Here is a 25,451-nt window from a genome sequence, read left to right as displayed (position 1 = left end):
TAGTAGTACTATATTTATAGGGTTATAGTCAAGGAAATTTCTGAAAATTCAATTGTTATTTTAGGATTTGTACTCAATTATTTTGACTCCTTTATCATTATTCCTATATAAAAATTTCCCTATGTCTTATCAGGATAAATTAACCGTTTGATGAACGGGTTTAACAACTATCACAATGTAGGCGCAGTTCATAGCCTAAGGAACGAGAGGCCCTTATCTGTGAAAAAATCAATGGTTTCACAATCTTAAGGCACTGAAAGGCCCTTATCTAGCAAAAATACGATGATTTTCACTTGTTTCATTGAAATTAAGGGCCTCTCTGTTCCGTAAACACCTCTCAAGTTCAATGAAAGACTTTTGACAGGAGTAGGATTTAGATTTGTCCTTCACGAGCTTTATGAAGGACACTTTTCTTGCATTTCAGCTCAACTTTGTCCTTCATCCGTTATATGAAAGGACATTATCCCTTGCATTTCAGCTCAACTTTGTCCTTCATCCGTTATATGAAGGACATTATCCCTTACATATCAGCTCAACTTTGTCCTTCATTCGTTATATGAAGGACATTATCCTTGCTTTTTAGCTCAACTTTGTCCTGCATCAGCTTTTTGAAAAGCTCTATCTTCTACAATTAAACTACTTTTTTCTCAAAAAAAGACAAAAGAAACTGCTGATCCATGATAATCTCCAACTCTTACTACAGTTAGTACATTTAGATTTAGTCGCTAATTAGAAGCCCTATTTTCCTTGCTACATCTTTTCTTTTTTAAACCATTGACATACCCCCTACCCTATATTATAATTTCAATATACCTTACAGGGTATTATAATTCGAATGGAGGGGTTACTTTGAAAGAGATGGTACATGAAAGAACGATAAATTTAAAAAGAGAAGTAAGTTCAGAAACAACAACTGGTTCCGCGTATTCTTATGGATCGGCTGTACCGAAATTATTTGGTGTCTTTACGGCGATTGCCGTACTTGGGTGGGCGGTGAGTATTTTCTTAACTGGAGTTCATTTCTGGGTACTTCCACTACCGGCAAGCTTTGATGTAACCGGAACACCGTGGGCGGTTATGACGAGTGAATGGGCATATGTAATGGGGATCCCACTTGCTTTGATGGGAGGATTTTATTACCTTACAACTCTCGTACTTTCTGGATTATGGTTTCAAACACGTCATCCTTTAGTGCTTAAAGTGTTAACACCGATAACAATCATTGGCGTGATGTCTTCTGCATTCTTTGTATATTTACAATTATTTGTCATTGAAGCGATTTGCCCTTTCTGTCTCGTATCTGCGGTCGCTACAGTGCTGCTTTTAGTACTTGAACTAGTGATGCTACGCATGAGTAAATTACCACCACTTCGTGAACTAGTTCGTGATGCTCGTTCTGCATTGGATCGTAAAGGCTTAACTTGGATGTTCCTTCTGTTTATCATAGCCTTACTTCCTGTGATCAGCTTCTGGTTCGCGACAATCATCCCAGCACCAGGTTCATAATAATTAGAAACGGATACTTTCTTGGCGGCCGAAATCGGTCGCCTTTCTTATTCTTAAAGCAAGGATTTCTTTTTCTCAACTTTTAGCCGTTTTCTCATTATCGTATTAAATGAAACCAACAATGATAAAAACATCCATATTAATTGAGCCAAAAAGCAGGCTCTATGACATACATAAACTCGCCTCCTAAACCCCTTAAAACAAGGAAAAAGCGATAACCTTTCTGCTATCGCTCCCCGTTTTATTTAAGTACGTACCTTCACAAACTTATTATGAATATCCCTATTCACCTCGGAATACGGGCTTTCTTTTCTCAGCAAAGGCTTGGACGCCTTCCTGAACATCTTTGGTTCCAAAACATTGTTTAATAAATGCATACTCTTGTTTAAGAATCGTGGTAAGATCAGTGTCAGGGCTTGCAGCAAGCAATCTTTTAGAAAGTGTCATCGCTACCGGCGGCCCTGCCGCTAATTCCCGTGCAAAGTTCAACACCTGTTCTTGCAACTCTTCATCAGGGAATATCTGGTTCACCAATCCAATTCGTTCGGCTTCCTCAGGGTAGATGTCCCTGCCCGTTAAAATTAATTCGGCAGCCTTTGCTTGTCCGACCAACCGCGGTAAAAAATAACTCATTCCCGCATCAGGACTGAGACCACGGCGAATGTATCCAGCCGTTACCCTTGCTTCAGCAGACATGAAGCGAATGTCGCAAGCTAAAGCTAGCGCGAGTCCTGCACCAGCCGCAATTCCATTGATTGCAGCAATAACTGGCTTATCACAATGAACAATCCCCAATGCTTGATGACCAACCCAACCCAACTCATCTAATTTTTGATGACGAGATTGTTCGCCTGGATTTCTCTTGGCATAATCCGTCAAGTCTAGACCTGCACAGAATCCTCTTCCACTGCCAGTAATGACAATAACACGGACTTCATCATCTGCGGAAGCCTCTGTAATGGCCTGGATAATCTCATTACTAAGTGTATCATTTACAGCATTTAGGCGCTCAGGTCTGTTAAGAGTTAGTGTACGGACACCATCGTTCGTTTCAATAATGATATGTTCCATCTTGTATTCCTCCTCAATCATTTGGTTTTTTCCGAACTTCATTGTTATTTATTCATTATTCGGACTATTTTAAGTATAACATAAGTACTTTTATTAACCTTATTACTAACCTGCTGCAATTGAAAAAGCTAAGATCTCTAAAACTCCCAAATCAACTCCTCCTTTTTAAAAATTTCACTATTCTGCTTCACTACTTCAACAACAGTAGTTGAATAAGAAACTGTATTAATATTTCTCTTGATTTCTCAATTCAAATGACTCTTCAAAATCTCCCCAGTTCACATTAACTTTTATAATCTCATCCTCTTGTACTTTTGCCCCAGTGCTGCCACCACTTATTGTGAACATAATATCATTAGGCGGTTCTTCAAACTCCATAACTTTACTACCTTTTCCTGCTCTTGCATCAAAAGAAAATGCTAGTTTTTCCATAGATTGAAATTCTTCTTTTGAACCCTTGTAAGTTATTGTGAATACATAGCTATCTTCATTAGAATATGTGATTACCCCTTCTTCCTCGCCCCACACTTCTGTTCCCTCATAAAGATATTCAGCTTCCCAAGACTCCCCTTCTCCTATAAACGTGTATTCATAGTTATTCACTTCTTCGTTTGAACATGCAGTAAGTATCATAATCAGTATAAATAATGAAACCATAGTTAGATGCTTCATCTAGATACCCCCCATTAAATATATAAAATAACTCTATCAAATAATCCGTGATAAGAGTTATTTGTAGATAATTCCGCCAACTTTAAATAAATTCATCGCTTAATCAATACCGACAAATCACCTTTAAATACTTTTTCTTCTTTATGGTTGTAAGTTGAAAATAATAAAGTAATAACTCCGAACTCTTCTTTTTTTGCTTTCTTATCAATAACCTTAACAATAGTATACAATTCATCACCTGGATACACTGGTTTTATAAATTTAATATTATTCATCCCAGACCCTGCGATTACATCGTCACCATATATACCTGTTTCAACCCAAAGTTTAATTGTAATAGCTAGCGTATGTATTCCAGAAGCAATAATTCCATTAAATCTGCTCTGAATTGCTTTTTCCTCATCCAAATGAATATATAGCGGATCAAATTCTCCAGCAAATCTCATAATATCCTCTTTTGTTAATTTGAGAGAGTTAGTTTTAAACACCTGTCCAATTGTAAACTCATCAAACCTCATAAATACACCCCTAGTTAGAGATTTTTATTTTTGTTTTTATTAGAGTACAACGCACATTCATTAAGTTCAAAAATTAGTAAAATCACCAATATAATTTCAAATACCTTTCCACACTATACTGTTCTATACTTCAACAAGAGAAGGGCGATAACCTTTATTCAGCTATCGCTCACCTTTAGTTGAAAAAATAAATATTACTTATTTTCTTTTTCAAGCTTATTTGCAATTTCAGCCAGAATATTATTTCTTTCTCTTTGAAGCTTAATTAAACTGATTGCAAACCAAATAACGGAACTTATTAAAATAAGATAAAGTACAACCGGGAAAACCGAAGCTAAATAAAACCCAATCTCACTCCCAGTTGCAACTATAATTATTAAGCCTAGTATAAAAGTTACACCAAATATTAAAATATATTTCATTCTTCTCCTCCTTAACCCAAGACTTTATCGTATTTAATTCAAGTAACCTGCTCTTTAGTTTAACATCATTTTCCAAAATGTGAGCATAAAAAAAGAGCCGCATCTATTACAGCTCGTATTTTTACTATTGCACTCCGTTAGCTTAAAAATAAACTAATACAAATTGGTTTTTATTTCATTTTTATAAATATCAACTTTATTATCAGTAAATTTCAAAGGTTACTTTTTAACAGAACCTTTTAAATCAAAATATTCGTCTTCTATATCGGCATATTAAACGAGTTGAAATATTAAAACCTCGTCATCTTCAATATCAAAACTACACATTACAGGAAAATTTATCACTATTATTTGTAGCTAACTCGCCTAGTATAATTGAACCGCTTAACTCTTCTGTAAAATCACTTGTTTCAGATGGTTTACATCAATTGCCTATGAAAAAAGAACTTCGAATAAGAAAAACATAGGGAGATTTTAGTCTTTCTTCCTATGTTTTCATTCAAATTATTTATCTGTTTGTTTTTGCTTCTTTTTCAAATACTCCGCACGTAATTTTTCAAGTTGCTCCTTTTTATCAGATTTAGCAGACGTCTGTTTTTCTTGATACTTTCTCACAGCTACCTTACTTTTGGCATCCAATTGATATTTCCCCACTTTGTTCACCTACTTTTCTTGTCTTTTAAAGAGAATTTATTCAACAAATATAATATACCTTATTTTACTGAGTAAATCTTATTACTTATTATGTACGCTAACTTTGTATATATCAGTAAAAACAATAAAAACGTTGATGTATTAATAAAAAGCGTACAAAATCATAGCGAATTTGTACGCTTTTTCTATTGCTTTTGTTGATCTCTTCCAAATTGAACTCATTACTTTTTTACACACTATTCTTCTTTTGATCTGGACTTCGGTAGTAGTGAAGCGGTGCTAGGCTTTCGGGTAGTCGTTGAATTGACTGGTTGACCGCATCAAGCTTTTTTTCGACGCGATGCAGCAAGTAGAGGGTCACCATGACAGGAAAACCAAACTCACTCAAAAGTGGCAGCCACATTTCCATCGTTCGTTCCTCCTTTCGTTATTAGAGTATAGATAAAGTACTGACTGAGCCCGCCATTATAAGATAGAAAAACTTAAAGCTGCTCAGCCAATTTTGACTTCTCGGGAAGGAGTTAGCGAAGCCTCACGAATCGCTGGTCATAAGCGAAACATCTAAAAACTTTTAAAAAAGGAAGAGGCGATGCCTCCTCCCTTTCAAACCATCATCAATTAAAATTCAATCGTTTCAACTGTGCGATCAACTACACGCGCACTTTTTTTCGCTACCAGGTTACCGCCAGACGATGTAAAAGCATTCTGTGCGATAATCTCATCCATCGCTGCACTAATCGCAGCGGGATCCACTGGATAAACAGGGTTGTCCAAAGAAATCGTAACGTTTTTTGCTAATTCGTTTTCAAAGACTAATTCCAGTTTTTTCGTCATCTCATTCCCTCCTCTCTATTCATTAGTTCCTACATCCAATTAAAGATCAAGCGCATATGTGTTGGCACGGTCCACTTGGTAAGGCGCCCAGCCCTGAAGAGGAATTAACGCATCGGCAACAGCTTTTAACTGTTCGTTCGTCGCACCGGTCTTGATGTTATTGAAGCTCTTCGTTTTCAAGATCGGCTCACCAATTTGGTTGTATCCCGACTCAAACACAATAACTAAGCGTGAATTCGAAAGCATCCTTGTCACCCCCTTTCACTATGTATATATGGATAAGCGGGTGAAAACGGTGAAGGTTGAAAAAAATTTATTATTTGGGATTGATTTTTTTTGGTGGAAGGGTAAGGAGAACAGGGAGGGTTCTGGATTTTTCCAGTGAGGAAAACAAATTTAATTATACTACTTGAGGTTCTTTTTAGCCGTGATTATAACAACTTGGAAAAGGATGAATATCCTGGATTGTTTTGTATTCATAATGCTTAATCGCAAATTGTGAATGATATAAATACTCCATAACGTACAAGCTACCACCATATGCATCACATAGAACCCCTGAAGTTCCTGTACCATCCATAAACGAAATTCCTACTGGTTGACCTAACAAGTACCCAATTTTATGTTGCCAATTCATTAGATTCCCTCCTTTTTAACATACGATATGTAACGCTTAATCATTGGGTGCTTATATTAAGCAAATAGAAGCAGGATCTATCCCCACTTCGTTAACTTAGTAACATAGTCACGGCATCCCCAACATTTAATCCGAGTAGGAAAGTGAGGATTTTGTTGTTGTCTCCAAGATGACTCGAATGTAAACGAGCATTTTGTATATCCTAAAAGTGGAACGACACATCCCTTCTAACAAAAGGAGAGGAAATCATGAATAATTTTTCTAACAAAATCGATATCGGTGAATTAATAGCAGTTTCTGACTTTTTCGGTTTAAATACATATCGAATGCTCACATTTCTAGATGATGGTGTAATGGAAGTTTTTGAAACGAAGCAAGCTTTTACGGAAAAATATGGTGAAGATGAAGAAGCGGCTCAAAAAATAGAATGGGTCGAGTTAAATAATGGAAAAATCTTTACGAAACCTAAGGGTGAACTGATATAAGGAGGGACTTGAATGCTAAATCAAAAACCGAATTCAAAATCGGATCCTATGATGACACCCAATTTTGCTGGAACTGATCCGCACAAAGTAAAACAAGAAATCCAAAAAGATGTAAGCCAAGGCCAAGGGGCAATGACTTCTAGGGAAGCGGGATCCATGCGCAAATAAAAACCTTTAGCACACAAGTCAACAATTAAAGCCCATAAAAAAACACACCAACATATGTGAAAATTGGTGTGTTTCGTTTATATATTCTTTATTTTTGTTCTAAAACCGTTACCGTTAAAAAACTTCATTATTAAACAGAAACACTTTTATTACCGTTATCTAAATCATGCTTTTTCTCAGTTTCTGTAACAATGACAGCACATGATGCATCACCAGTAATATTAACTGCGGTTCTCGTCATATCTAGAAGTCGATCAACACCAATGATGAGGGCAATCCCTTCCACTGGTAATCCTACTGATTTTAGCACCATAGCCAGCATGATTAATCCAACCCCAGGAACACCTGCAGTACCAATACTTGCAAGGACAGCTGTTAAAACAACAATGAGAATTTCATTGATAGATAGATCCACACCAAATACTTGTGCGATAAAGACAACCGCTACACCTTGCATAATCGCTGTTCCATCCATATTAATCGTCGCGCCAAGAGGTTGAACGAAGCTACTAATTGATTTTGGTACGTTTAGATTTTTTTGAGCCGTTTCCATTGATATAGGCAAAGTTGCACTACTACTCGATGTACTGAATGCAACAGACATGGCAGGAGCTAACCCTTTAAAGAATTTAATTGGGTTCATTTTTCCAAGCACTGACACCGCTGTTCCGTAAGTGAGTAGCGCGTGAATAAATAATGCAATCATGACGGCAATAAAATACATACCCATCACTTCAAAAGCTTCCCAGCCTTGTTTTCCGATCGCAGATGCGATAAGAGCAAAGGCGCCATACGGAGCTAATTTCATAATTAAATTAACAAGATACATCATAATTTCATTACCTTGTTCCACAAGGCGATAGATCCCCTCTGTTTTTTGACCTAATACACCAAGTGCAAGACCAATGAACACAGCAAATGCAATGATTTGAAGCATATTTCCACTAGACATGGAATCAATTGGGTTGGTTGGGATAATATTTAGCAATGTATCCACAACAGGTGGTGCTTCAGTTGCCTCAAACTGTGCATTTTCAGTATCGAAGTTCCCATTTAAGCCCGGCTGCAATACAGAAGCAACGCCTAATGCAATCATAATGGCAACTGTAGTCGTGACTAGGAAATACCCAATTGTTTTAACACCAATTCTCCCTAACTTTTTCGGGTCACCAAGTCCTGCCACCCCTAAAGTGATGGAGATAAATACAAGTGGCACCACTAACATTTTAATTAAATTTAAAAAGAGTTGCCCTAATGGATAAAGTACATATTTATCGACAACACCAAATGCCGCTGGTGCAAACAAATTAAGCGCAAATCCAGCGAAAATACCAAGAATTAGTGCAATGATGATCTTTTTTGTAAGATTACTATTTGGTTTCATTTGTTCCTCCTATTAAGTTTTTAAGTATAAAAAAAGCCATGAGAAGAGAACTCCATCATGGCTTTTATTACGTCACAATTAAAAAGCATAGTTCTCTAAAGTAGCTTACGAGGTTAGCTGTCGGATTCGGGAACAGAGAAGGTTCCCTACCTTATTAAGGATTCACCCCAATAGTATTTTTACTATATGATGGTTCCCCCGCTCCTTTTCAGGATTAAGCTGTTATTTAATTCTTCATTATTATACTATTATATTATTACATTATATTATTATGTTTAAGAGCTCGTCAATATTCGTCAAAATTTAAATAGTGTAGGAGCAGTTCTACTACTTTTATATGTGGAAAAATAATGAGGTGGTTACTTCCTGAAATCATTAATCCTACGCAGGTTCGTATCATCCTCTCGTCCCACCAATTCACGCGGTGTCTAGTAACATCAAGCATTCCTATTCAAATACTATTTTAATTTCAGAAGCATTATATGAATCTTTTTTTAGCTCAACCATGACATGCCACTCTGCCATATCATCTGTTGTGTATTGGGGTACAGTTCTTTTGACACTAATATCGACAAGGCTTTTATTACGTTTGACGTCTGTAATATCATGCCGAATAGATCCGCTACCTTCTTGTAATAACACAAACACGACAACATGATCTTTGAAATATTCATCGTTATATTTCTCTACTGCATCCAAAAAACCAATGGTTGTATCCGAATAAACTACTTCTTTTTTTTCTAAATCGTAGGCATCTTTGTTCTCGATATAATATGCGCTTAATTCTTCGGTTGAAGTAACTAGAGAAACAGTGGGATAGCTCTTTCTGTCATCGAATGCATTGGTACGAATATACTGAACTTCAAATTCTAAATTTTCCTCTTCATCCAAGTATTTTTGTTCGTTGGTATCATTAGAGCAACCCGTAACTGGAATTGTTAATAACAGTACTAACACTAATCCAAGAAAATTAATATTAAATTTCATTTAGCGTCCCACCAATTTTTTATATTTTTTCATTCCAATGTTTAAAACGTTTAAATTCACAATTGAATTATAGTATATTGATGATTATATTAATTTTCCTTGTACAGCATATATGCCGAGATCCTCTTTGAAAATATTAAAATGAAACTTGTACTTATGTATATAACAGCTTGTATAATCAGCCAAACCATTTCACCAAGAGTTGTTGGATAGATCATTAGTAGTACTATTCCAGAGATTGCACCTATAAGCAGCCAAATGACCGTAACCAATTTAGCCCAAAAATATCCTTTATACATCAAGACCCACAAACCAATGTTAAGTAAAAGTACAAAAAGTGAAACAGCATCTGGTTCGACCAAAAAAGAAATGATCGCTAAAATCAATAGTACTCCGATAACTTCTAATAATAGGGTTCGACCTTTTTCTTCATACAAATCCATTTCTTTTCCCCTCAGTTCATTACTCTATTTGACTTCTCTATGTACAGTTAGATCTCTTGTAATCTATGGATAGAAGCTGTATGTTTAGACGTCTTAAAAATAAAAAGGTTTCAAAGAATTATACTCACCTGACTCGGAGTGAAAAAGCGTTTCTGCCATCTGCAGAAACGCTCTCGGCTGCCACCTCATATTCATTATACTTACACATTTCTACCTTTTTTCAGCTCTTCAATTTCTTTTTTCAATTCTTCAATTTCATTGTGTAGTTCTTCGATTTTTAAGTCTTTTTCTTCGCTAGATTGTTTTTTTACAAACTTGATGACGTTAGCCATAATAGCAATTACAAACATTAAAAAGAATAAAATAACTAAAAAAGTTACTAGTAATCCGATATCTCCATTAGCAAATGACATAACAAATACTCCTATACACTATAATTTAGGGTGTCACCCTAGTATGCAATATGAATTTGTTAACTTGATAGTACCATAACTTTATCATGATACCTATATCAAACTGTTAATGGAAATAAAAAAGAGCTGCAACAACAATTCCTGTTATTGAGCTCCCTACTATTTGCTTTATGGAGCAGCTGCCCCGCCTACTATTCGCATCCTTTAAGCGCTAGCTGCCGAATTATAACCTAAGCGGACTGAGAGGACGCTGTTTGGAGAAAATCCTATGCCTCAATGATCGTAACGGACTCTGAGGCCCTTATTTAGCCCAATTTCGTTGATATCGGCGTGATTTTTAGCAAATAAGGGCCTCTCAGTCCTCTCACTCATCAATAAGGTCCGTTTTCATCAAAATAAGAGCCTCTCAGTCCGCTAAATTCTACATCTCTCTATTAAAAGAGGGTTGCCGAATTGTCTCTATAAATTCATAAATCGCTCTAGTCATCCATTAATCCTTATCTATCCGTTAACACTTCAACTTCAACGGCTTCGATCATGTGGTTATCCTTATTGTGAGCTGTGATCCAAACCCCAACTTGTTGATAATTTACATTGGAATCACCCGCTGATTGTGAAAAGGATGCTAATTGTGCAGGAGAGATTAATGTTTTTTGATTATCACTTTTAAGGTAGAGTTTAGACCTTTCGCTTAACTGAATGTACCCGTACCCTTTGTAACCTTCTGGAAAGGTAGAGTGGTATAGGTCAAAAACAGAAGCTGTTGGATTAAACTGATCCAAAGTTAAGGTGTAAGTGATCCCATACTCTTTGTTCACCGTTTCTTTTCTTTGGTCAACCAAACTAATGAACTCCCCTGTGTAATAGTAAAGAACTTCTTCTGGCTCACCATGCACCTGGCTATTACAAGCTGTTAAAAATAGTAATAGTATCATTATATAAATTCCGTTTTTGCGAGTAATATTAATTTCCCCTTCTAAAGTAAACTAGTATAGATGCTTATTTAAAGTGGTTGACCAAATCCCCTACACTCTCTTTATGATTACGTTATAACTTTTTATTACAAGGAGTTCCTGCAAGTAGCAGTTGTTTAAATGCGCAGTATTATTTTCTGTCTCACAAATGACTTTGTTGATTTTCATATCTCTTGTATCAATATAGGCCCCCAATAGCGGGGTGTGCTCGGTATAATACCGCCTTCATCCCAGCCAATTAACTGCTGAGCACGTGAAGCGGCTAAAAAAGCTAGAGAGCTGACAAGAAGAAAAAGTGCGTTAATATAAGCTCTAACTTAGCCCACACCAGCTTTACGCCTACTTCAATTTACCTTGAAATCAGATGCTTTACTGTTCCCCTAATTCATCGAAATTCTTTGACTCAAAGTTATCGAGCAATTCACGCACTTCATCTGTTGACTCCGTGTTCATTAGTTCATTTCTTAATCCACTTGCCCCTCGAAATCCTTTGACATATATCTTAAAAAAGCGATGAAGAGCCTTGAACGGACGTAGCTCTAATCCGGAGTATTTATCATGGAGATCCATATGCAATCGTAAAAGATCGAGTAATTCTTTACTACTATGTTCTCTTGGCTCTTTTTCAAAGGCAAATGGATTATTGAAAATACCGCGGCCAATCATCACCCCATCCACATCATATTGGCGGGCTAGTTTCAACCCAGTCTGACGATCTAGAATATCGCCATTGATTGTTAAAAGTGTATCCGGTGCTACCTCGTCACGAAGTTTCTTGATCTCCGGGATCAGCTCCCAGTGAGCATCTACTTTGCTCATTTCATCTCTTGTCCGTAGATGAATAGAAAGATTAACAATATCTTGTTTCAATATGTGTGCTAGCCATTCTCGCCATTCATCTACTTCTGTGAAACCAAGCCTTGTCTTGACACTAACGGGCAATCCCCCGGCTTTCGCTGCTTGTATTAACTCTGCTGCAACTTCCGGACGACGAATAAGGCCACTTCCCTTCCCATGCCGAGCCACATTAGGAACAGGACAGCCCATATTGATATCCACACCCTTAAACCCAAGTTCCGCCATACCAATACTCATTTGCCGAAAGTATTCAGGTTTATCCCCCCATATATGGGCTACAATTGGTTGTTCGTCCTCTGTAAAAGTCAACCGCCCGCGTACACTTTTGTTTCCCTCTGGGTGACAATAACTCTCACTGTTTGCAAACTCTGTAAAAAACACATCAGGTCTGGCTGCCTCGCTCACTACGTGTCGAAAAACAACATCCGTTACTTCTTCCATTGGTGCCAGTATAAAAAAAGGTCGTGGTAAATCACGCCAAAAATTATCTTTCATCTTCCAATTCAAATCCTCTCATTATGGGATACCAAGCCAAACCTCTACCCCAAGATAAAAATGTCCTTGCTTCTTTTACACTTATACCATGCTTTAGCACTTTTTATCAAACTGATCGAAAATGTTAATTTTTAACTAGCAAGAGTATTTTTAATTAGGCATTTTCAATTCCAAAACCGTCACTTAACCTGTGTAGACTGTCGGTCATTACATTATACACGACCAAATTCATTGGATTAGTAAACATATAGTGTCTGATAAGCTCATTTTTAAGCTTATCAGTTTCAAGTTCCATTTTGGCTAGCTTCTTTTTCTTAGATTTTGGACCTTTCACTAAACTAAATGTACCCATACATGTAGTAAAGAACCCCTTCTGACTCACCATGCACTTGGTTATAGTATTACAAGCCGTTAAAATAGTAGTAGTATCATTATCTATCCTTACCCACTAACTTTTACACTATTTGTAAAATAAGTTTTATAAAGTAACGGCCATGATCGTTAAATCAAAGCCGTTTTATGCGTGCTTTTCATTTACTTTTGTAATTAACTAGAACATATTACTTGAACATTCCTCTTGGAATATTATTCTTCCCTAATATATTGATTTCACCTTTTTCAATAAGTTCAATAAAAGTATCAACCACGTTGCTATCAAACTGTGTTCCTTTATTTTTCTGAAGTTCATTAAGCGTCTGTTCTAATTCAATGTTCGATCTATAAATCCTTCTAGAGGTCATTGCATCAAAAGTATCTGCAACTGCCATTATTCGGGCGACAAGTGGAATTTCTTCTCCTGCTAGGCCTCTCGGATACCCTTTTCCATCATACCGTTCATGATGATATAACACCATGTCCAAGATACTATTATTTTTTAAAAAAGGGATGTATTTTAACATTTTATATCCAATCTCAGGGTGCTTTTTTATAATTTCATATTCTTCTTCCGTTAATCGACTGGGTTTATTTAAGATTGCTTCTGGCACACCAATCTTACCGATGTCATGAAGAAGACCACCTATATAAAAATGCTGGCATTGGTTTTTAGGCAGCCCCATTGCCATTGCAATTTGCCTAGAATAAATAGCGACATTTTTTGAGTGATAGGACGTATACTTATCTCTTGCATCAACTGCTTCAGCTAATGTAGAAGTTAGGTTAACGATATGTTCTCTTTCCTTTTGAATACCTTTGATTAATATGTTAATGACAACAGAAAGAAAGAAATACCCGAACATCCTGACTATGAATAGTTCAGTAGACCATTCATAAGTTAATGAGTTAATAAAAAGTAGGGTTGTAGCTATTACAGAAAAAATAAAAAGAATACTTACACGGCGAAAAATTACGCCTACCATTATTATGAACGGTACATAAGCTAGTGTTAAAATGGCATCAGGGAATATATACCAATCCAGAAATACCCCCAGTAGCAAACTTAGAGCTCCTATTACTAGATATATTGTAGATTTTTCTTTCCCTTTTTCTGGTATGAAATCATATTTATTAACAACGGCTTCAAACATAATATAAAAGCCTCTCTTTCTCGGATCGTATTCGACAATTGAATTACTATATTTATATAATACTCTAACGATTAGGTTTAATATGTCGTTTTTTGTCATTAAAAATATATTTATTTTTTACTTACAATTCATCTTTATTCAATGAAGTACTTAAGTACAATTCAACTTTTCGATAGTAATCAAAGGACATGAAAATCAATGTTATTCAAGTTCCATAACAAACCCTTCCACCATGAAATTAAAATTTAGTAGAAATGTTTTGTCAAATGATTCATAAAAATCAAAATATTTACTATCATTATATTATATTAAATATTTTAATGAGGTGAATAGATGAGCACTGCTTTAATTATTATTGATATTCAAAACGACTATTTTCCAAATGGAAGAATGGAGTTAAGCAATCCAGCAATAGCAGCTAATAATGCAGGTAAAATTCTTAAATGGTTTAGACAAAATAATCAAGAAAAGATTTTTCATGTCCAGCATATCGCGGCTGACGAAGGGTTAGGCTTCTTTCTTCCCAATACAGAAGGAGTCGAAATAAACGAAGCTGTCTCACCATTAGAAAATGAAAATATTATAATCAAACATGCGCCTAACAGCTTTTTCAACACTGAACTAGAAAGCCACTTAGTAGAAAATGGAGTGACGAAGCTAGTCATTGTAGGTATGATGACACATATGTGCGTAGATGCCACAGTAAGAGCAGCAATGGAGCTAGGTTTTGAATCCACACTTATTGAAGATGCATGTACTACAACGGACTTAGCTTACGAAGGGAAGGTCGTGCCAGCTGAGCAGGTTCATTATGCTTTTATCAGTGCACTTAACGGAATATATGCCAATGTAATTTCAACTGAGGATTTCCTTCAACAAGAAGTGACCACAAACTAATAGATTAGCTGAATAAATATAAAAGGGAGATTGTTTAGGAAAACAGCCTTCCTTTTTTTGTGATGTTTAAACTATTAAATATTATCATCTTCAAAAAAAGATATATTATTTAGTACCATTAACTACGAGGTCTGCTCTTTTGAATGATTTTTGTTCGTTAACATAAATGTCTTCTGAGACCATCCAATTATTTTCCCACATATCACGAGCTTCTTCCCCGTCTCTATCAAGACCTCGCAAAAGTCTTGTTTCTCGTGGACAGTCAACCCATATTTTAAAGTCGTATTTATCTGCTAATTCTTCTCGAATAGAATAAATACCTTCCACTATAACAATTCCTCCAATGGGAACTGTATGCCATTCTACTAAATCATCCTTCTCCCAATCATAGCTCTGATAGTGTCCTTCTTGATTATTACTAAGTGGTTCAAGAACTTGATTTAATACACGTTTCCAATCAAAGTCCGCACCAATTGGCTTCTTCTCTGGACTTAACTTTATAATTTGTGAGGTTGGTAAATAAAAATCATCCATATGAACAACAGTTATGTTAGAACCATGATCCTTTAATTTATTCGCTAATGTACTTTTTCCTGAACCGCCACAACCGTCTATTCCAATTAACAAGGTTGATTGTTTTTTAGGAATTAAATCCATTGAACGAACCAATTGTTCGAAATTTTTAAACTCACCATTTTTAGATTTAAAATCCACAATATCACCACTTTAGTTGTAATAATAATTGTTTATGTTGTCTATAAACTTTATCAATTCCATTATGTGTTTATGTGTAGTGTTAATAATAATAATAATAATAATAATAATAATAATAATAATAATATCAAAAAAGAGATAATTGTGACCCTTCAAAAACGAAAAATGCCTCAAAAGTTCAATTTTCACTTTTGAGGCGTTTTTTTAATTAAACTTTCTATTTCGGTTAGTCTGTTATGATCTTCTTAATTAATCGAAATTCCATTAGGGTAATGCCCAACATCAATTCGATTTGTTTCTTCTAAAGTTTCTAAATCAACAACAGAAACTGTATCCTCAAACATATTTGTCACAAAGGCATAACGACTATCTTTTGAAATAACTATACCATGTGCACCTTTACCTAATTGAACTTCTTTTTCTACCTCTAAAGTATCAAGGCTAATAATAGAAATTGAATCTGATGGATTTTCTTTGCTTCCTTGATTTGCAACAATAACATATTGATTATCGTAGTCGGAGTACATCTGTACTGGTCCTATTCCTACATCGATTGTTTTTATCCATTCTTGGGAGCTAGTATCAATGACAGCTAATCCATTGTCTACGTGTAATCCAACAAACGCATATTTTCCATCATGAGAAAAACCAGTTTGTACCGCTCCTTCTCCAACAAAAACGCGATTAACTTCCTCATTGGTCTGTAAGTCTATGATACTTACATCCGCACTCTGCATATTTGCTATGTAAGCATATTGTTGATCAGGTGAAATTCTTACCCCATGTGGATAATCCCCTACATCAATATTAACAGTTTCATCTGTAGTTCGATTAATAATTGTAACCGTATTATCACCTGAATTGGTTACAACAACTGTATTTCCATCCTCAGTGATCGTCACGTGAGCTGGGTGACTTCCAACAACATACTCTTCCATCTTCTCTAACGTATTTAAATCATAGGCAACAACTTTTTCCTTACTATTCCCATGACCGTCATCCTCATGCCCATGATGATCACTCGATCCATCTTCATCATGACCATGATCATGGTCATGATGACTATGTGGTGGATTAATCGTTACCCAAATTAATTCTGACTCAACATTCACTTCTAGATTATGTGCTTGTCCATCAAGTTCAATCACTTCTTGTCTTTCCTTTGGATAATAAATGACAGAAAGTGTTTCCTCTTTTTCATTGGCAACTGCAACAATGTATAATTCTTCAGAATCTTCTTCAACGACTTCTTCTTGTTCACCTTCTACCTTGTCAGCACCCGCTTCTTTGCTACTCGTTTCTTCGTTATCTGTGTTTATTGTTTTACTTTCAGAAGTGTTTTCACCACCACAAGCAGTAAGTAAAAGTACAAATGATAAAACTACTAAATACACAACATATCTTCTTAACATTTTCATCTCTCCTCCCTATACCTTTATAAGGAAGTATAAAGGGTGAATAAAAACCTTCATGTGATAACTATCACAACATAAAAGTTTTTATTTTTCGCTTTCAATGGATTGTTACACTTTTTTCATAGTTCCTTGATATTTATATGTAACAACGGTGAAAAAAGATAGGATAGCAGTAATTACATCTGCTTCCCTATCTTTTTTGCATGCTGTTTTTCATCCTTCTCTCTTTTTTCAATTCATACTTGATGAATAGATATAATTGGTTATTTAACAATTGGGACCGGCGAAAATAGATAAAAGATAATATACTTTGAGATACAGTTATCACCACTCAAAAAAGTATTTAAGTGTTAATGTAATCGATGTGTAAGAAACGATAGCCAAGGAAAACGATAGAAAGTGAGCATTGCGCTCCTTTGGTAACTCGTTTTTTAAGACGTTTAAAATCATTGCACCTGAAATGAAAGCATAAATAAATGCTTGCACCACCGATGATACGGTTAGCCAATTGGCAAGTCCCCATCCAGTTAAGATCCCAAAAGCGAGTACGAATTTTCCAACTTTATTGTATTGATCTGGATTTTCTAGCGATAAATCATTAGCAACGGCGATATAGTGTAGTCCAATTGCAGCCCCGTAAAATGCGGCTTGAATACCTTCAACGTTCGATGCGACGACAGTATACGAAATAAGCATATTGTATAAAGTGTAAAAACCAACTTGAAGCCAAAAAACGGTGTTTTTTTCTGCAGAACCTTTGAGTTGTGCATAGGATAAAGATTTCTCAAGGGAATAAAACAACAGTAACCCCAATAGACCAATAACATATAATTCCGATTCCATTGCTAGCGTACTAGAATAGTCTTTAAGTTTTTGTTGTTCTTGATGTAAAGAAGGTAACACATATACGAATACATATGAGACTGCTAGTCCACCTGAAAAGGACAACCATCGCAAACGTTTAAAATGTTCAGAAGGAATGATTTTATTTGCTAATAAATGAATGGTAATGAAAAAAACCACAATAATGAAAATGTCGATGGACATTTCTCTCGCTCCTTAAAATTTCTTTTATCTTTCATATCCCCTTTCACCGCTAAACAAAACTACTATCTATTTTTCACGTTAATTTTAATCATAAGCTAAACTAAAAAAATAATATTTCCTTATTTCACTACATTGTCACACTTCTTTTACCTTTAACTGCTTCTATTGATTTATCCTAAATTTGACATTAAAAAATGCACCGCTAACTTTTCGATATATACAAACAAGTGGTTGATGTATCAACACTAGAATCTACCTCCAACTGGGAGAGAATATGAAGCATTGGATAATTTCGTGCTTTTAATTAAGGAGAATTGATTAGATGGGTACAGGAAATAAGAACGTTTATGAACAATTAAGTATGCGCAAGGTACTTCTGCTTATTTTTCTACCAACTTCACTATTAACACTAGTTTATCTATTGGTTGGTCATGTACTTGGCGATACGATACCAACGATTTTACTGTTTCTACTAATAGCCCTGATCATACTCTTTCCAATCCAGCTTTTTGTGATCTTGCGGGCAAGTAAGAAAGAGTATGGAAGTTATTCATTGAAAAGTGCATTCTCCCGTTACGAAAAATTAAGTTGGTGGAAGATTGTCATATACTCTCTTTTCCTTTGGGGGTTCGCTGGTTTAATGAGCATCACTGTTGCCCCAATGGAAGTTTGGCTATTTGCACCCATTTCAGAGGAACTGTTCAACATATTACCCCCGTATTTTGACTGGGTGAATATCGATTATTCACAATACTATTCAAGGAACATTCTGCTGTTAACTTGTGTAATTATTTTCATCCTAAATGTCTTTATTGGTCCGATCGTCGAAGAGTTATTTTTTCGAGGCTATCTTTCGGCAAAAATGAGTAGATTCGGAAATTATACACCATTGATCGTAACTGTATTATTTTCTTTATACCATTTGTGGCTTCCATTTAATAATTTGTTTAGAATTATTGCCTTTTATCCTGCTTTCTATTTAGCTTGGAAAAAGAAAAATATTTACATAGCGATCGTCGTTCACTGTCTATGTAATGCCGTTTCGACCATTGGTTTCATCGCTATTTTGTTAGGATGATAGAAAGGCTCATTTCAAACATTAAAATGTTCACATGCTAACTTGTGAAAGATTTACTTATCGAAGGTATTCATTACCTTCGATATTACTTTTTAGAGAATAAAAAAAGGAGCTGCCATGACAACAACTCCAGATCATCCCATATAATAAGCTAAATTAATTAATTCAAATCGCTTATTTTAACTACAATATTTCACATTCTTCGTTACATCTTAATATTGTTTTGCTAATGAATTGTAAACTCCGCTGTCAAATAGTACTTATCATAGTCTCCTGCTTTTCTAAAATCGAGGATATCTTTCACTATACGGTAATGCCCTGGTTCTAGACTTCCATAGAGCCAGTCCCAATCAACTGTCCATTTACTAACATCTGAAGAATCCAAGTCATAGCCAATATCATTAAACCCGTATTCACCATCTAAGGCCACAGGGACTTGATACCATCTACCTTCGACTTTCCTTTCCAACAAAAAATATTCACCATAGATACATTGCTTGTCAGCTTTGTTCTCAAATATTACAGTCATTCCAGTAGACGAGACCGTTTCTTCCTCTGCAATCATCGTAACTCCATCAAGGTTGTCAACAGTTTCATATATGGTAGGGTCCCATTCAGTTCCTTTAGGACTATTACTAGAACTTCCACATCCTGATAAAAGGATCAAACTCAATACCACACAGAATAGCCAACAAACATATTTCTTCATAGAAACTCCCCCCTTTTAATATTAGACGTATACTGCCAAATAAAGTTTCTATTAAGATGTTAAACTCCCCGTTAGTACCAGAACAGAAGCACTGGTCGATACAAAATCCTCAAATTACTTCTTTAAATCACTTTTATAGTAAAATATTAGTATGTGCAAAAGGAGGCTCATTCTTATGAATTTACTAATTTTAGGTGCAACTGGACGAGTTGGAAGTCAAATAGTTACTTATGCCCTTCATGACAGACATCATGTTACTGTATTAGTTCGCACTCCAGAGAAGATTCAAATAAATAATCCAGATTTAACTATTCTTCAAGGTAATGTTTTAAATAAAGATGATATCGTACGTGCAATGCATGGGGTTGATATAGTTATTAGTGCACTAAATACTGATGGTACCACCACTCTATCAGAAAGTATGCCACTTATTATCGAAACAATGGAAAATGAAAGTATAAAACGAATAATAACTATAGGAACTGCGGGTATCCTGCAAAGTAGAATCACCCCAAATTTACTGCGTTATCAGTCAAGTGAATCAAAGCGTAAGTCAGTCCGTGCAGCGCAAGAACATCATAAAGTTTACGATATGCTTAAACAAACATCACTCGAGTGGACGATTGTCTGTCCTACCTACTTGCCGGATGGAAAAAGGATTGGCAAATATCGTATAGAGCGAGATTTTTTGCCAGAGGATGGAGTTGAAATATCTGTACCGGATACAGCAGAATTTACATTTAGACAGATCAAATCAAACGATTATATAAAATCACGTGTAGGTATTGCCTATTAAAAATATTCAATCACAAGGAATTATAAGTAAAGAGATGTGTAAGGAATTAACATCTCTTTTTTTAAAACTGCTTCGTTTGTTAAGATCAAACTTTGCATAAAATTCCATATATATTCGTAATGTTAACATAAAAAATACAAAAAAGAGGGCTCTAAATAAAATAGAACCCATCATTAAAAATACTAACTATAAACCCCGTCGGACTATAAACTGGAAACTGTGAATTGCCCTTTATTTCCTTATTATATTACTGTTTTTCTCTATATTATTTAATAATTTAAATACCATCACTCGTTCGCCTGTACGAGAGCAGATATCAGTATGAAAACTCTTCACTTTTTCTCCAGTAATAGTTGATATAATCTCCTTAATGTCGTCTATACCTGATTCAATTAATTTCGAACGAATTTTCTTTACCGTTAACATTCCCTCTTTTGTTTCACAAAGGGTATATTCAGCTGGTGTTAGAACACCTTGTACGGTCACAATAATCATATCTCGTAATATATCTACCTTTACAGATACAGACTCACACCCAAGATAATCCTTTTCCCATGCTGTTATTGAGTTACTTATCTCTGACTCAAAAGTTTCTTTTGTTATATTCATATACACCTCCGGAACAAAGAAAATATTCTAATTATATGTTTTCTAATCTGCAAAGTTTTCCTACAAGGTATATAAAAGGTGCAGGCAAAAATCACCCAGACCTTTAAAATATTATATTATTATCCATGTACTGCTGAATATCCAGCCTCACCATTAAATGTGTATAAGTTTTCAGTTTTAATACAATTCAGGCCCTCAGCTACTAGCTTTGAATATAGTTCAGCTACTTGACTTGGAGAAATTGTTTCGTCATTCTCATCTAAGAAACGGCAACGCCAATGATCCGTGCAAAATGTTTCAGGGAAACCTTCAGGATAAACTTTTACACCTCTATTTGTAATAACGCGAAGCTTAAGTCCTTCTACCTGATATTGTGCAAGTTTATCACCTAACATATTTGGTGCACCTTGGTTCCATTCAAGGAAAATATCTACCCCAACTAATTCTTTATTTTCCTGTGGTAACTCTTTTGGTTTAATCTGAGATGGCAATGCTTCTTTGTAGGAAATAGGTGTTAGTGTGTGTGGCTCCTGGCCAATTCTTTCAATAACAGCTTCTGCGAATTCCTTCGTTCCCACTTTTTCTTTACTAATTCCTTCTTTAAAAATATCATAAGTATGAATTCCATCCTCTAGAGTCTTAAGCCAAGCATTTTGAACTTTTTCTGCAACCTCAGCTTGACCGATATGCTGTAACATGAGGACAGCTCCTTGAAGAAGACCCGACGGATTAGCTAAGTTTTGTCCTGCACGACGTGGTGCTGATCCATGAATAGCTTCAAACATTGCACACTGGTCACCTATATTAGCAGATCCAGCTATCCCAACTGAACCAGAAATTTGTGCTGCAACATCGGATAGAATATCACCATATAAGTTTGGCATAACAATTACATCAAATAGGTCTGGAGTATCAGCTAATTTTGCAGCTCCAATATCCACAATCCAATGTTCCTTCTCAATATCCGGATATTCCTCACCTACTTCATTAAAAATCTTTGTATATAGACCATCAGTTAATTTCATAATATTGTCTTTTACAAAGCATGTAACCTTTTTGCGCCCTTGGCTTCGTGCATATTCAAATGCATAACGTATAATTTTTTCAGTACCTGGACGTGAAATAAGTTTTAAACATTGATAAACTTCACTAGTTTGTCTATGTTCTATTCCAGCATAAAGATCTTCTTCATTTTCACGAATAATAACAACATCCATTTTAGGGTGTTTTGTTTCTACAAATGGATGATAAGATCTAGCAGGTCTTACATTTGCGTATAAACCTAACGCCTTTCGAGTCGTTACGTTTAAACTTTTGTAACCCCCACCCTGAGGTGTTGTAATCGGTGCCTTTAGAAATACCTTCGTTCTTCTTAATGATTCCCAAGCCTTAGGCTCCATCCCTGTTGTAATACCACTTTTATATACTTCCTCACCAATTTTAATTTCCTCAATATCAAGCTGTGCTCCTGCTGCCTCTAAAATATTTAAAGTTGCTTGCATAATTTCCGGTCCAATTCCATCTCCATAAGCTACTGTTATTGGTGTTTTATTCATCAATAATCCCTCCATATGTATACTAATTTTTTATCTATTCCTCGATACGACCGCTACCTTCACAACGAAAACATACAACATAGCCTGTTTCATAACAACTTATACTTATTGAATTTTCTATTTGTTTTGACTGATTATTTTTATCATTGGACAAACTAACAGGTAAATCTCCTTGACCATTACAAACCTGACAATCCAAACTGTTTCACCTCCCTTCAAAAGTCTATAAAACTAGTTATTTTGCGTAATATAATAGAAACATTTAATAAGTCATAGAATGGATCCGCTAAAGCCAGTTACTACCATGCATCGTGGATAAGGCTGATTTATTATTCATGTAAGGGGTGCATTTAATCTAGTAATCCCCTTTCTCCACAAAAAAAGGCATGTTCCATCATAGAATCTAAATCTTGATAAACATGCCGGTTTATCTTTAACTCATGAAAATGGTTTAAAGATCTCCCTAAGTATTTAATTAAATTCCTAATACATATAGCAAGTGGAGATGATCTATACTTTTATAATTCCAAGCCTTTTGGTTTAGATAACATTTCCGCGGTTCAACATTTAAGCGCTTCTATATTAAAATTTTTATAAAAAAAACCGACAATTCAATAACAATGGAAATAACCATTGATTTTGAGAATTGTCGGTTTTCCTTCAACTAACTTTAACGAAAGTTTTTGAAGAACTCCCTTTATATAAGAGATTATTTTTAATTTATTTATTAATTTTATTTTAAAGCATAGATAAAAAATCTGTCAATAGAAAAAATATAAAGATTAGAGAAAAAGGGTCGACCCCCACTATAATGACTAATTGTTAATTTATAAGCTATTAACATTAATTTCCTTACACATGGAAAAAAGAAAAACGTTCCTACTTATCACAGAAACGTCTTCCGTTATTTTAATATCTATACTTTTAATACCATTCGCACCGTTTTTAAGATATGTCCATCGAAATCATCATCGAACTCTTGAACAACTTCAAAACTTTTTGCATCATAAAATGCCTTGCCTATCTTATTATCCTTTTCTACATTTATATAAATCTCTTTTATCCCGTCTAAATCCTTAATTCCTTGTTGTAACAACGCTGAACCAATCCCTTTTCCTTGGTATTCTGGATAAAGGTAAAGGGCAGCTAATTCAACTTTTCCATTTTCTCTTACTGGTGAAAAGTTAGCGAAACCAATAACTCTACCACGAATTCGGCTACAAAGAGAAAAGAGCGTTCTAATCGTTGTTTCATTCTTTCATCATTGTAAGCCACATTCAGGAAATTTCTTTGAACATCTAATGGAATTATTCCTTCATATGTAGCATTCCAAGTCTTTTTCGCCACATCTTGTACTTGTTTTATATCATCATGAAGCATCTCGCGAATTGAAAAATTCATATAGATTTCCCCTACAACATTTACCTGTTTTGAGATTATACCATAATCAAATTTAAAAGAATTAGACTGGTCCTTCACTAAACTGCTCCGTTAACTAAATTAGTAAATTTTTAAGATTCTACTAAACATGAATAGAAAATTTTTGAAAACAAATAAAAGACCTGGTTAGATATGTAACCAGATCATCAATACAATAGTAATCTGCCTCGTTAGCAGAACAGCGATAGCCTTTATTAAGCTATCCCTTCCGTTTTGCTTAGTAAAGATACCTTTTTAAACCTTTTCTAAAATTGATTTAATAAAAGTAGTTTTCTCTTCTGCGTATTTATGTTTATTACCTTTATACGACTTTGCTATATTAAATTTGAGCCGTTCATATTCAATTCTTGCTTCATCGTGATCTCTCAGATAATCTCTAAACTTTATCTGTTCAAGTAAATATTTATTTCCACATTGATACATGTGGATTTGATGGGTTCTTGGCTCACCCTTACTAAAATAATGTCTATCAGGCAAAATGTTTGTTCCTTTATACGAATAGCCCAACTTCTCTAATAGTGAGGAAGTTTTTTCTCCATCGTTAAAATCTATGATTTCTATGGCTATGTCAATTATTGGTTTTGCACTTAAAAGTTTTATTGATGTACTTCCAATGTGATGAATATTCATTATGTATTCACCTAGTGTACCTTGTATTTTTTCTTTCTCTAATAAAAATTCTTTGTTCCACTCTTTTGTCCAAGGAACTAAGAAGACCTCTCCTTTTGGTAAGCCTAACATCTTATTCCTCCTTTAATTTTCACATTGGAATAGCTTAAGTCTCGTTGTTATTCAATTAACGGGGTACCGGTTAGCTAAAGATTAAAAATACATAGTCATTTTACACAGGTTTATAATGGCAGCATACATTATTAAAGAAAACAAGAAGGTGTGAATGTTAACGTGAGAAGTTTATATTTTAGACAAGCTGGTCCTAATTTTATTACACAACCACAACATTATTACTTTACTCCTTCTAAGAACATCCCAACCTAATTATAATATTGGTCCATACTCACCTTTATCACAGAATCCTACTACCAAGTCTATCCTTATGTTCCAACTCAGTTTAACCCAAATATAGTTCCAAGCCCACCATTATCGCCAAGTCAAACTTACCATACCTCTCCTAATGTTCCCATT

General features: G+C 35.1%; 30 protein-coding genes, 2 pseudogenes and 1 riboswitch. Of the genes and pseudogenes, 6 read left to right on the top strand and 26 right to left on the bottom strand.

Features of this window, described 5'->3' with window-relative positions; translation table 11 throughout:
* Positions 1 to 858: 858 nt before the first annotated feature.
* Positions 859 to 1,506: a vitamin K epoxide reductase family protein gene (locus tag AC2VNP_RS21825; protein ID WP_486919569.1), complete on the top strand. Its 648-nt coding sequence runs from the start codon at positions 859 to 861 to the stop codon at positions 1,504 to 1,506.
* A 282-nt stretch (positions 1,507 to 1,788) separates the two neighbouring features.
* On the opposite strand, the gene AC2VNP_RS21820 is transcribed toward AC2VNP_RS21825, so the two are convergent.
* From AC2VNP_RS21820 to AC2VNP_RS21775, 10 genes and pseudogenes are all read right to left on the bottom strand, one after another.
* Complete coding sequence (locus tag AC2VNP_RS21820) at positions 1,789 to 2,577, bottom strand: enoyl-CoA hydratase/isomerase family protein (protein ID WP_486919476.1); 789 nt, start codon at positions 2,575 to 2,577, stop codon at positions 1,789 to 1,791.
* A 225-nt stretch (positions 2,578 to 2,802) separates the two neighbouring features.
* The gene (locus AC2VNP_RS21815) at positions 2,803 to 3,249 is read right to left on the bottom strand and encodes a hypothetical protein (protein WP_486919475.1); all 447 of its coding nucleotides are present in this window, start codon (positions 3,247 to 3,249) and stop codon (positions 2,803 to 2,805) included.
* A 92-nt stretch (positions 3,250 to 3,341) separates the two neighbouring features.
* A complete protein-coding gene (locus tag AC2VNP_RS21810; RefSeq protein ID WP_486919473.1) occupies positions 3,342 to 3,767 on the bottom strand; it encodes a MaoC family dehydratase in 426 nt (141 codons plus the stop codon).
* 194 nt (positions 3,768 to 3,961) lie between these two features.
* The gene (locus tag AC2VNP_RS21805) at positions 3,962 to 4,189 is read right to left on the bottom strand and encodes a hypothetical protein (protein ID WP_486919471.1); all 228 of its coding nucleotides are present in this window, start codon (positions 4,187 to 4,189) and stop codon (positions 3,962 to 3,964) included.
* A gap of 153 nt (positions 4,190 to 4,342) precedes the next feature.
* A pseudogene (locus AC2VNP_RS21800) lies at positions 4,343 to 4,610 on the bottom strand (hypothetical protein); the annotation flags it as partial.
* An 83-nt stretch (positions 4,611 to 4,693) separates the two neighbouring features.
* Positions 4,694 to 4,843, bottom strand: a complete 150-nt coding sequence (locus AC2VNP_RS21795; protein WP_486919470.1) for a hypothetical protein — start codon at positions 4,841 to 4,843, stop codon at positions 4,694 to 4,696.
* A 229-nt stretch (positions 4,844 to 5,072) separates the two neighbouring features.
* Positions 5,073 to 5,252, bottom strand: a complete 180-nt coding sequence (locus tag AC2VNP_RS21790; RefSeq protein WP_486919469.1) for a YvrJ family protein — start codon at positions 5,250 to 5,252, stop codon at positions 5,073 to 5,075.
* A 209-nt stretch (positions 5,253 to 5,461) separates the two neighbouring features.
* Positions 5,462 to 5,677, bottom strand: coding sequence for a DUF2922 domain-containing protein (locus AC2VNP_RS21785; RefSeq protein WP_486919467.1), 216 nt, complete (start codon positions 5,675 to 5,677; stop codon positions 5,462 to 5,464).
* Between the two features lie 39 nt (positions 5,678 to 5,716).
* A complete protein-coding gene (locus tag AC2VNP_RS21780) occupies positions 5,717 to 5,923 on the bottom strand; it encodes a DUF1659 domain-containing protein (RefSeq protein ID WP_486919466.1) in 207 nt (68 codons plus the stop codon).
* A gap of 175 nt (positions 5,924 to 6,098) precedes the next feature.
* Positions 6,099 to 6,314 (bottom strand): hypothetical protein, encoded by a 216-nt coding sequence (locus tag AC2VNP_RS21775; protein WP_486919465.1) that lies wholly within the window; start codon positions 6,312 to 6,314, stop codon positions 6,099 to 6,101.
* Between the two features lie 248 nt (positions 6,315 to 6,562).
* Here AC2VNP_RS21775 and AC2VNP_RS21770 point away from each other — a divergent pair, with 248 nt between their 5' ends.
* Both AC2VNP_RS21770 and AC2VNP_RS21765 read left to right on the top strand, forming a co-directional pair.
* Positions 6,563 to 6,799, top strand: a complete 237-nt coding sequence (locus AC2VNP_RS21770; protein WP_486919464.1) for a hypothetical protein — start codon at positions 6,563 to 6,565, stop codon at positions 6,797 to 6,799.
* Between the two features lie 12 nt (positions 6,800 to 6,811).
* Positions 6,812 to 6,967 (top strand): hypothetical protein, encoded by a 156-nt coding sequence (locus tag AC2VNP_RS21765; RefSeq protein ID WP_486919463.1) that lies wholly within the window; start codon positions 6,812 to 6,814, stop codon positions 6,965 to 6,967.
* A 130-nt stretch (positions 6,968 to 7,097) separates the two neighbouring features.
* Here the strand turns inward: AC2VNP_RS21765 and AC2VNP_RS21760 are convergent, their stop codons facing one another.
* The 7 genes from AC2VNP_RS21760 to AC2VNP_RS21730 all read right to left on the bottom strand — a co-directional run bounded on the left by AC2VNP_RS21760 (position 7,098) and on the right by AC2VNP_RS21730 (position 14,146).
* Positions 7,098 to 8,351 carry a dicarboxylate/amino acid:cation symporter gene (locus AC2VNP_RS21760; RefSeq protein WP_486919462.1) on the bottom strand — a complete coding sequence of 418 codons (1,254 nt, stop codon included), beginning with the start codon at positions 8,349 to 8,351 and terminating at the stop codon, positions 7,098 to 7,100.
* 86 nt (positions 8,352 to 8,437) lie between these two features.
* Positions 8,438 to 8,582, bottom strand: a riboswitch (cyclic di-AMP (ydaO/yuaA leader).
* 216 nt (positions 8,583 to 8,798) lie between these two features.
* Positions 8,799 to 9,338 (bottom strand): hypothetical protein, encoded by a 540-nt coding sequence (locus AC2VNP_RS21755; protein ID WP_486919460.1) that lies wholly within the window; start codon positions 9,336 to 9,338, stop codon positions 8,799 to 8,801.
* Between the two features lie 89 nt (positions 9,339 to 9,427).
* A complete protein-coding gene (locus tag AC2VNP_RS21750) occupies positions 9,428 to 9,781 on the bottom strand; it encodes a hypothetical protein (RefSeq protein WP_486919458.1) in 354 nt (117 codons plus the stop codon).
* Positions 9,782 to 9,981: 200 nt separating this feature from the next.
* Complete coding sequence (locus AC2VNP_RS21745; protein ID WP_486919457.1) at positions 9,982 to 10,194, bottom strand: hypothetical protein; 213 nt, start codon at positions 10,192 to 10,194, stop codon at positions 9,982 to 9,984.
* A 497-nt stretch (positions 10,195 to 10,691) separates the two neighbouring features.
* Positions 10,692 to 11,129, bottom strand: a complete 438-nt coding sequence (locus AC2VNP_RS21740; protein WP_486919455.1) for a hypothetical protein — start codon at positions 11,127 to 11,129, stop codon at positions 10,692 to 10,694.
* A gap of 408 nt (positions 11,130 to 11,537) precedes the next feature.
* Positions 11,538 to 12,521, bottom strand: coding sequence for a tRNA dihydrouridine synthase (locus AC2VNP_RS21735; RefSeq protein WP_486919567.1), 984 nt, complete (start codon positions 12,519 to 12,521; stop codon positions 11,538 to 11,540).
* 560 nt (positions 12,522 to 13,081) lie between these two features.
* Positions 13,082 to 14,146: an HD-GYP domain-containing protein gene (locus AC2VNP_RS21730; protein ID WP_486919454.1), complete on the bottom strand. Its 1,065-nt coding sequence runs from the start codon at positions 14,144 to 14,146 to the stop codon at positions 13,082 to 13,084.
* 234 nt (positions 14,147 to 14,380) lie between these two features.
* On the opposite strand from AC2VNP_RS21730, the gene AC2VNP_RS21725 reads away from it, so the two are divergent.
* Positions 14,381 to 14,944: a cysteine hydrolase family protein gene (locus tag AC2VNP_RS21725; protein ID WP_486919453.1), complete on the top strand. Its 564-nt coding sequence runs from the start codon at positions 14,381 to 14,383 to the stop codon at positions 14,942 to 14,944.
* A 105-nt stretch (positions 14,945 to 15,049) separates the two neighbouring features.
* On the opposite strand, the gene AC2VNP_RS21720 is transcribed toward AC2VNP_RS21725, so the two are convergent.
* From AC2VNP_RS21720 to AC2VNP_RS21710, 3 genes are all read right to left on the bottom strand, one after another.
* Positions 15,050 to 15,601 (bottom strand): uridine kinase family protein, encoded by a 552-nt coding sequence (locus AC2VNP_RS21720; protein ID WP_486919566.1) that lies wholly within the window; start codon positions 15,599 to 15,601, stop codon positions 15,050 to 15,052.
* A gap of 302 nt (positions 15,602 to 15,903) precedes the next feature.
* Positions 15,904 to 17,070, bottom strand: a complete 1,167-nt coding sequence (locus AC2VNP_RS21715) for a YncE family protein (RefSeq protein WP_486919451.1) — start codon at positions 17,068 to 17,070, stop codon at positions 15,904 to 15,906.
* 327 nt (positions 17,071 to 17,397) lie between these two features.
* Positions 17,398 to 18,120: a hypothetical protein gene (locus AC2VNP_RS21710; RefSeq protein ID WP_486919450.1), complete on the bottom strand. Its 723-nt coding sequence runs from the start codon at positions 18,118 to 18,120 to the stop codon at positions 17,398 to 17,400.
* A 322-nt stretch (positions 18,121 to 18,442) separates the two neighbouring features.
* Here AC2VNP_RS21710 and AC2VNP_RS21705 point away from each other — a divergent pair, with 322 nt between their 5' ends.
* A complete protein-coding gene (locus AC2VNP_RS21705; protein ID WP_486919449.1) occupies positions 18,443 to 19,198 on the top strand; it encodes a CPBP family intramembrane glutamic endopeptidase in 756 nt (251 codons plus the stop codon).
* A gap of 226 nt (positions 19,199 to 19,424) precedes the next feature.
* Here the strand turns inward: AC2VNP_RS21705 and AC2VNP_RS21700 are convergent, their stop codons facing one another.
* Positions 19,425 to 19,907, bottom strand: coding sequence for an immunoglobulin-like domain-containing protein (locus tag AC2VNP_RS21700; RefSeq protein WP_486919448.1), 483 nt, complete (start codon positions 19,905 to 19,907; stop codon positions 19,425 to 19,427).
* A gap of 175 nt (positions 19,908 to 20,082) precedes the next feature.
* On the opposite strand from AC2VNP_RS21700, the gene AC2VNP_RS21695 reads away from it, so the two are divergent.
* On the top strand, positions 20,083 to 20,703 hold the full coding sequence (locus AC2VNP_RS21695) for an NAD(P)-dependent oxidoreductase (protein ID WP_486919446.1): 621 nt from the start codon (positions 20,083 to 20,085) through the stop codon (positions 20,701 to 20,703).
* A 231-nt stretch (positions 20,704 to 20,934) separates the two neighbouring features.
* Here the strand turns inward: AC2VNP_RS21695 and AC2VNP_RS21690 are convergent, their stop codons facing one another.
* The 5 genes and pseudogenes from AC2VNP_RS21690 to AC2VNP_RS21670 all read right to left on the bottom strand — a co-directional run bounded on the left by AC2VNP_RS21690 (position 20,935) and on the right by AC2VNP_RS21670 (position 25,049).
* Positions 20,935 to 21,312 carry a Na-translocating system protein MpsC family protein gene (locus AC2VNP_RS21690; protein WP_486919444.1) on the bottom strand — a complete coding sequence of 126 codons (378 nt, stop codon included), beginning with the start codon at positions 21,310 to 21,312 and terminating at the stop codon, positions 20,935 to 20,937.
* A 119-nt stretch (positions 21,313 to 21,431) separates the two neighbouring features.
* Positions 21,432 to 22,868 carry an NADP-dependent isocitrate dehydrogenase gene (locus AC2VNP_RS21685; RefSeq protein ID WP_486919442.1) on the bottom strand — a complete coding sequence of 479 codons (1,437 nt, stop codon included), beginning with the start codon at positions 22,866 to 22,868 and terminating at the stop codon, positions 21,432 to 21,434.
* Positions 22,869 to 22,902: 34 nt separating this feature from the next.
* Entirely contained in the window at positions 22,903 to 23,067 is a 165-nt protein-coding gene (locus tag AC2VNP_RS21680; RefSeq protein ID WP_486919440.1) for a hypothetical protein, read from the bottom strand.
* A 717-nt stretch (positions 23,068 to 23,784) separates the two neighbouring features.
* Positions 23,785 to 24,269 (bottom strand): annotated as a pseudogene (locus tag AC2VNP_RS21675) (GNAT family N-acetyltransferase).
* 273 nt (positions 24,270 to 24,542) lie between these two features.
* On the bottom strand, positions 24,543 to 25,049 hold the full coding sequence (locus AC2VNP_RS21670; RefSeq protein ID WP_486919438.1) for a GrpB family protein: 507 nt from the start codon (positions 25,047 to 25,049) through the stop codon (positions 24,543 to 24,545).
* Between the last annotated feature and the right edge of the window lie 402 nt (positions 25,050 to 25,451).

This window comes from Alkalihalobacterium sp. TH-98, from assembly GCF_057473385.1.
This window is presented reverse-complemented; position numbering and strand designations above follow the sequence as displayed.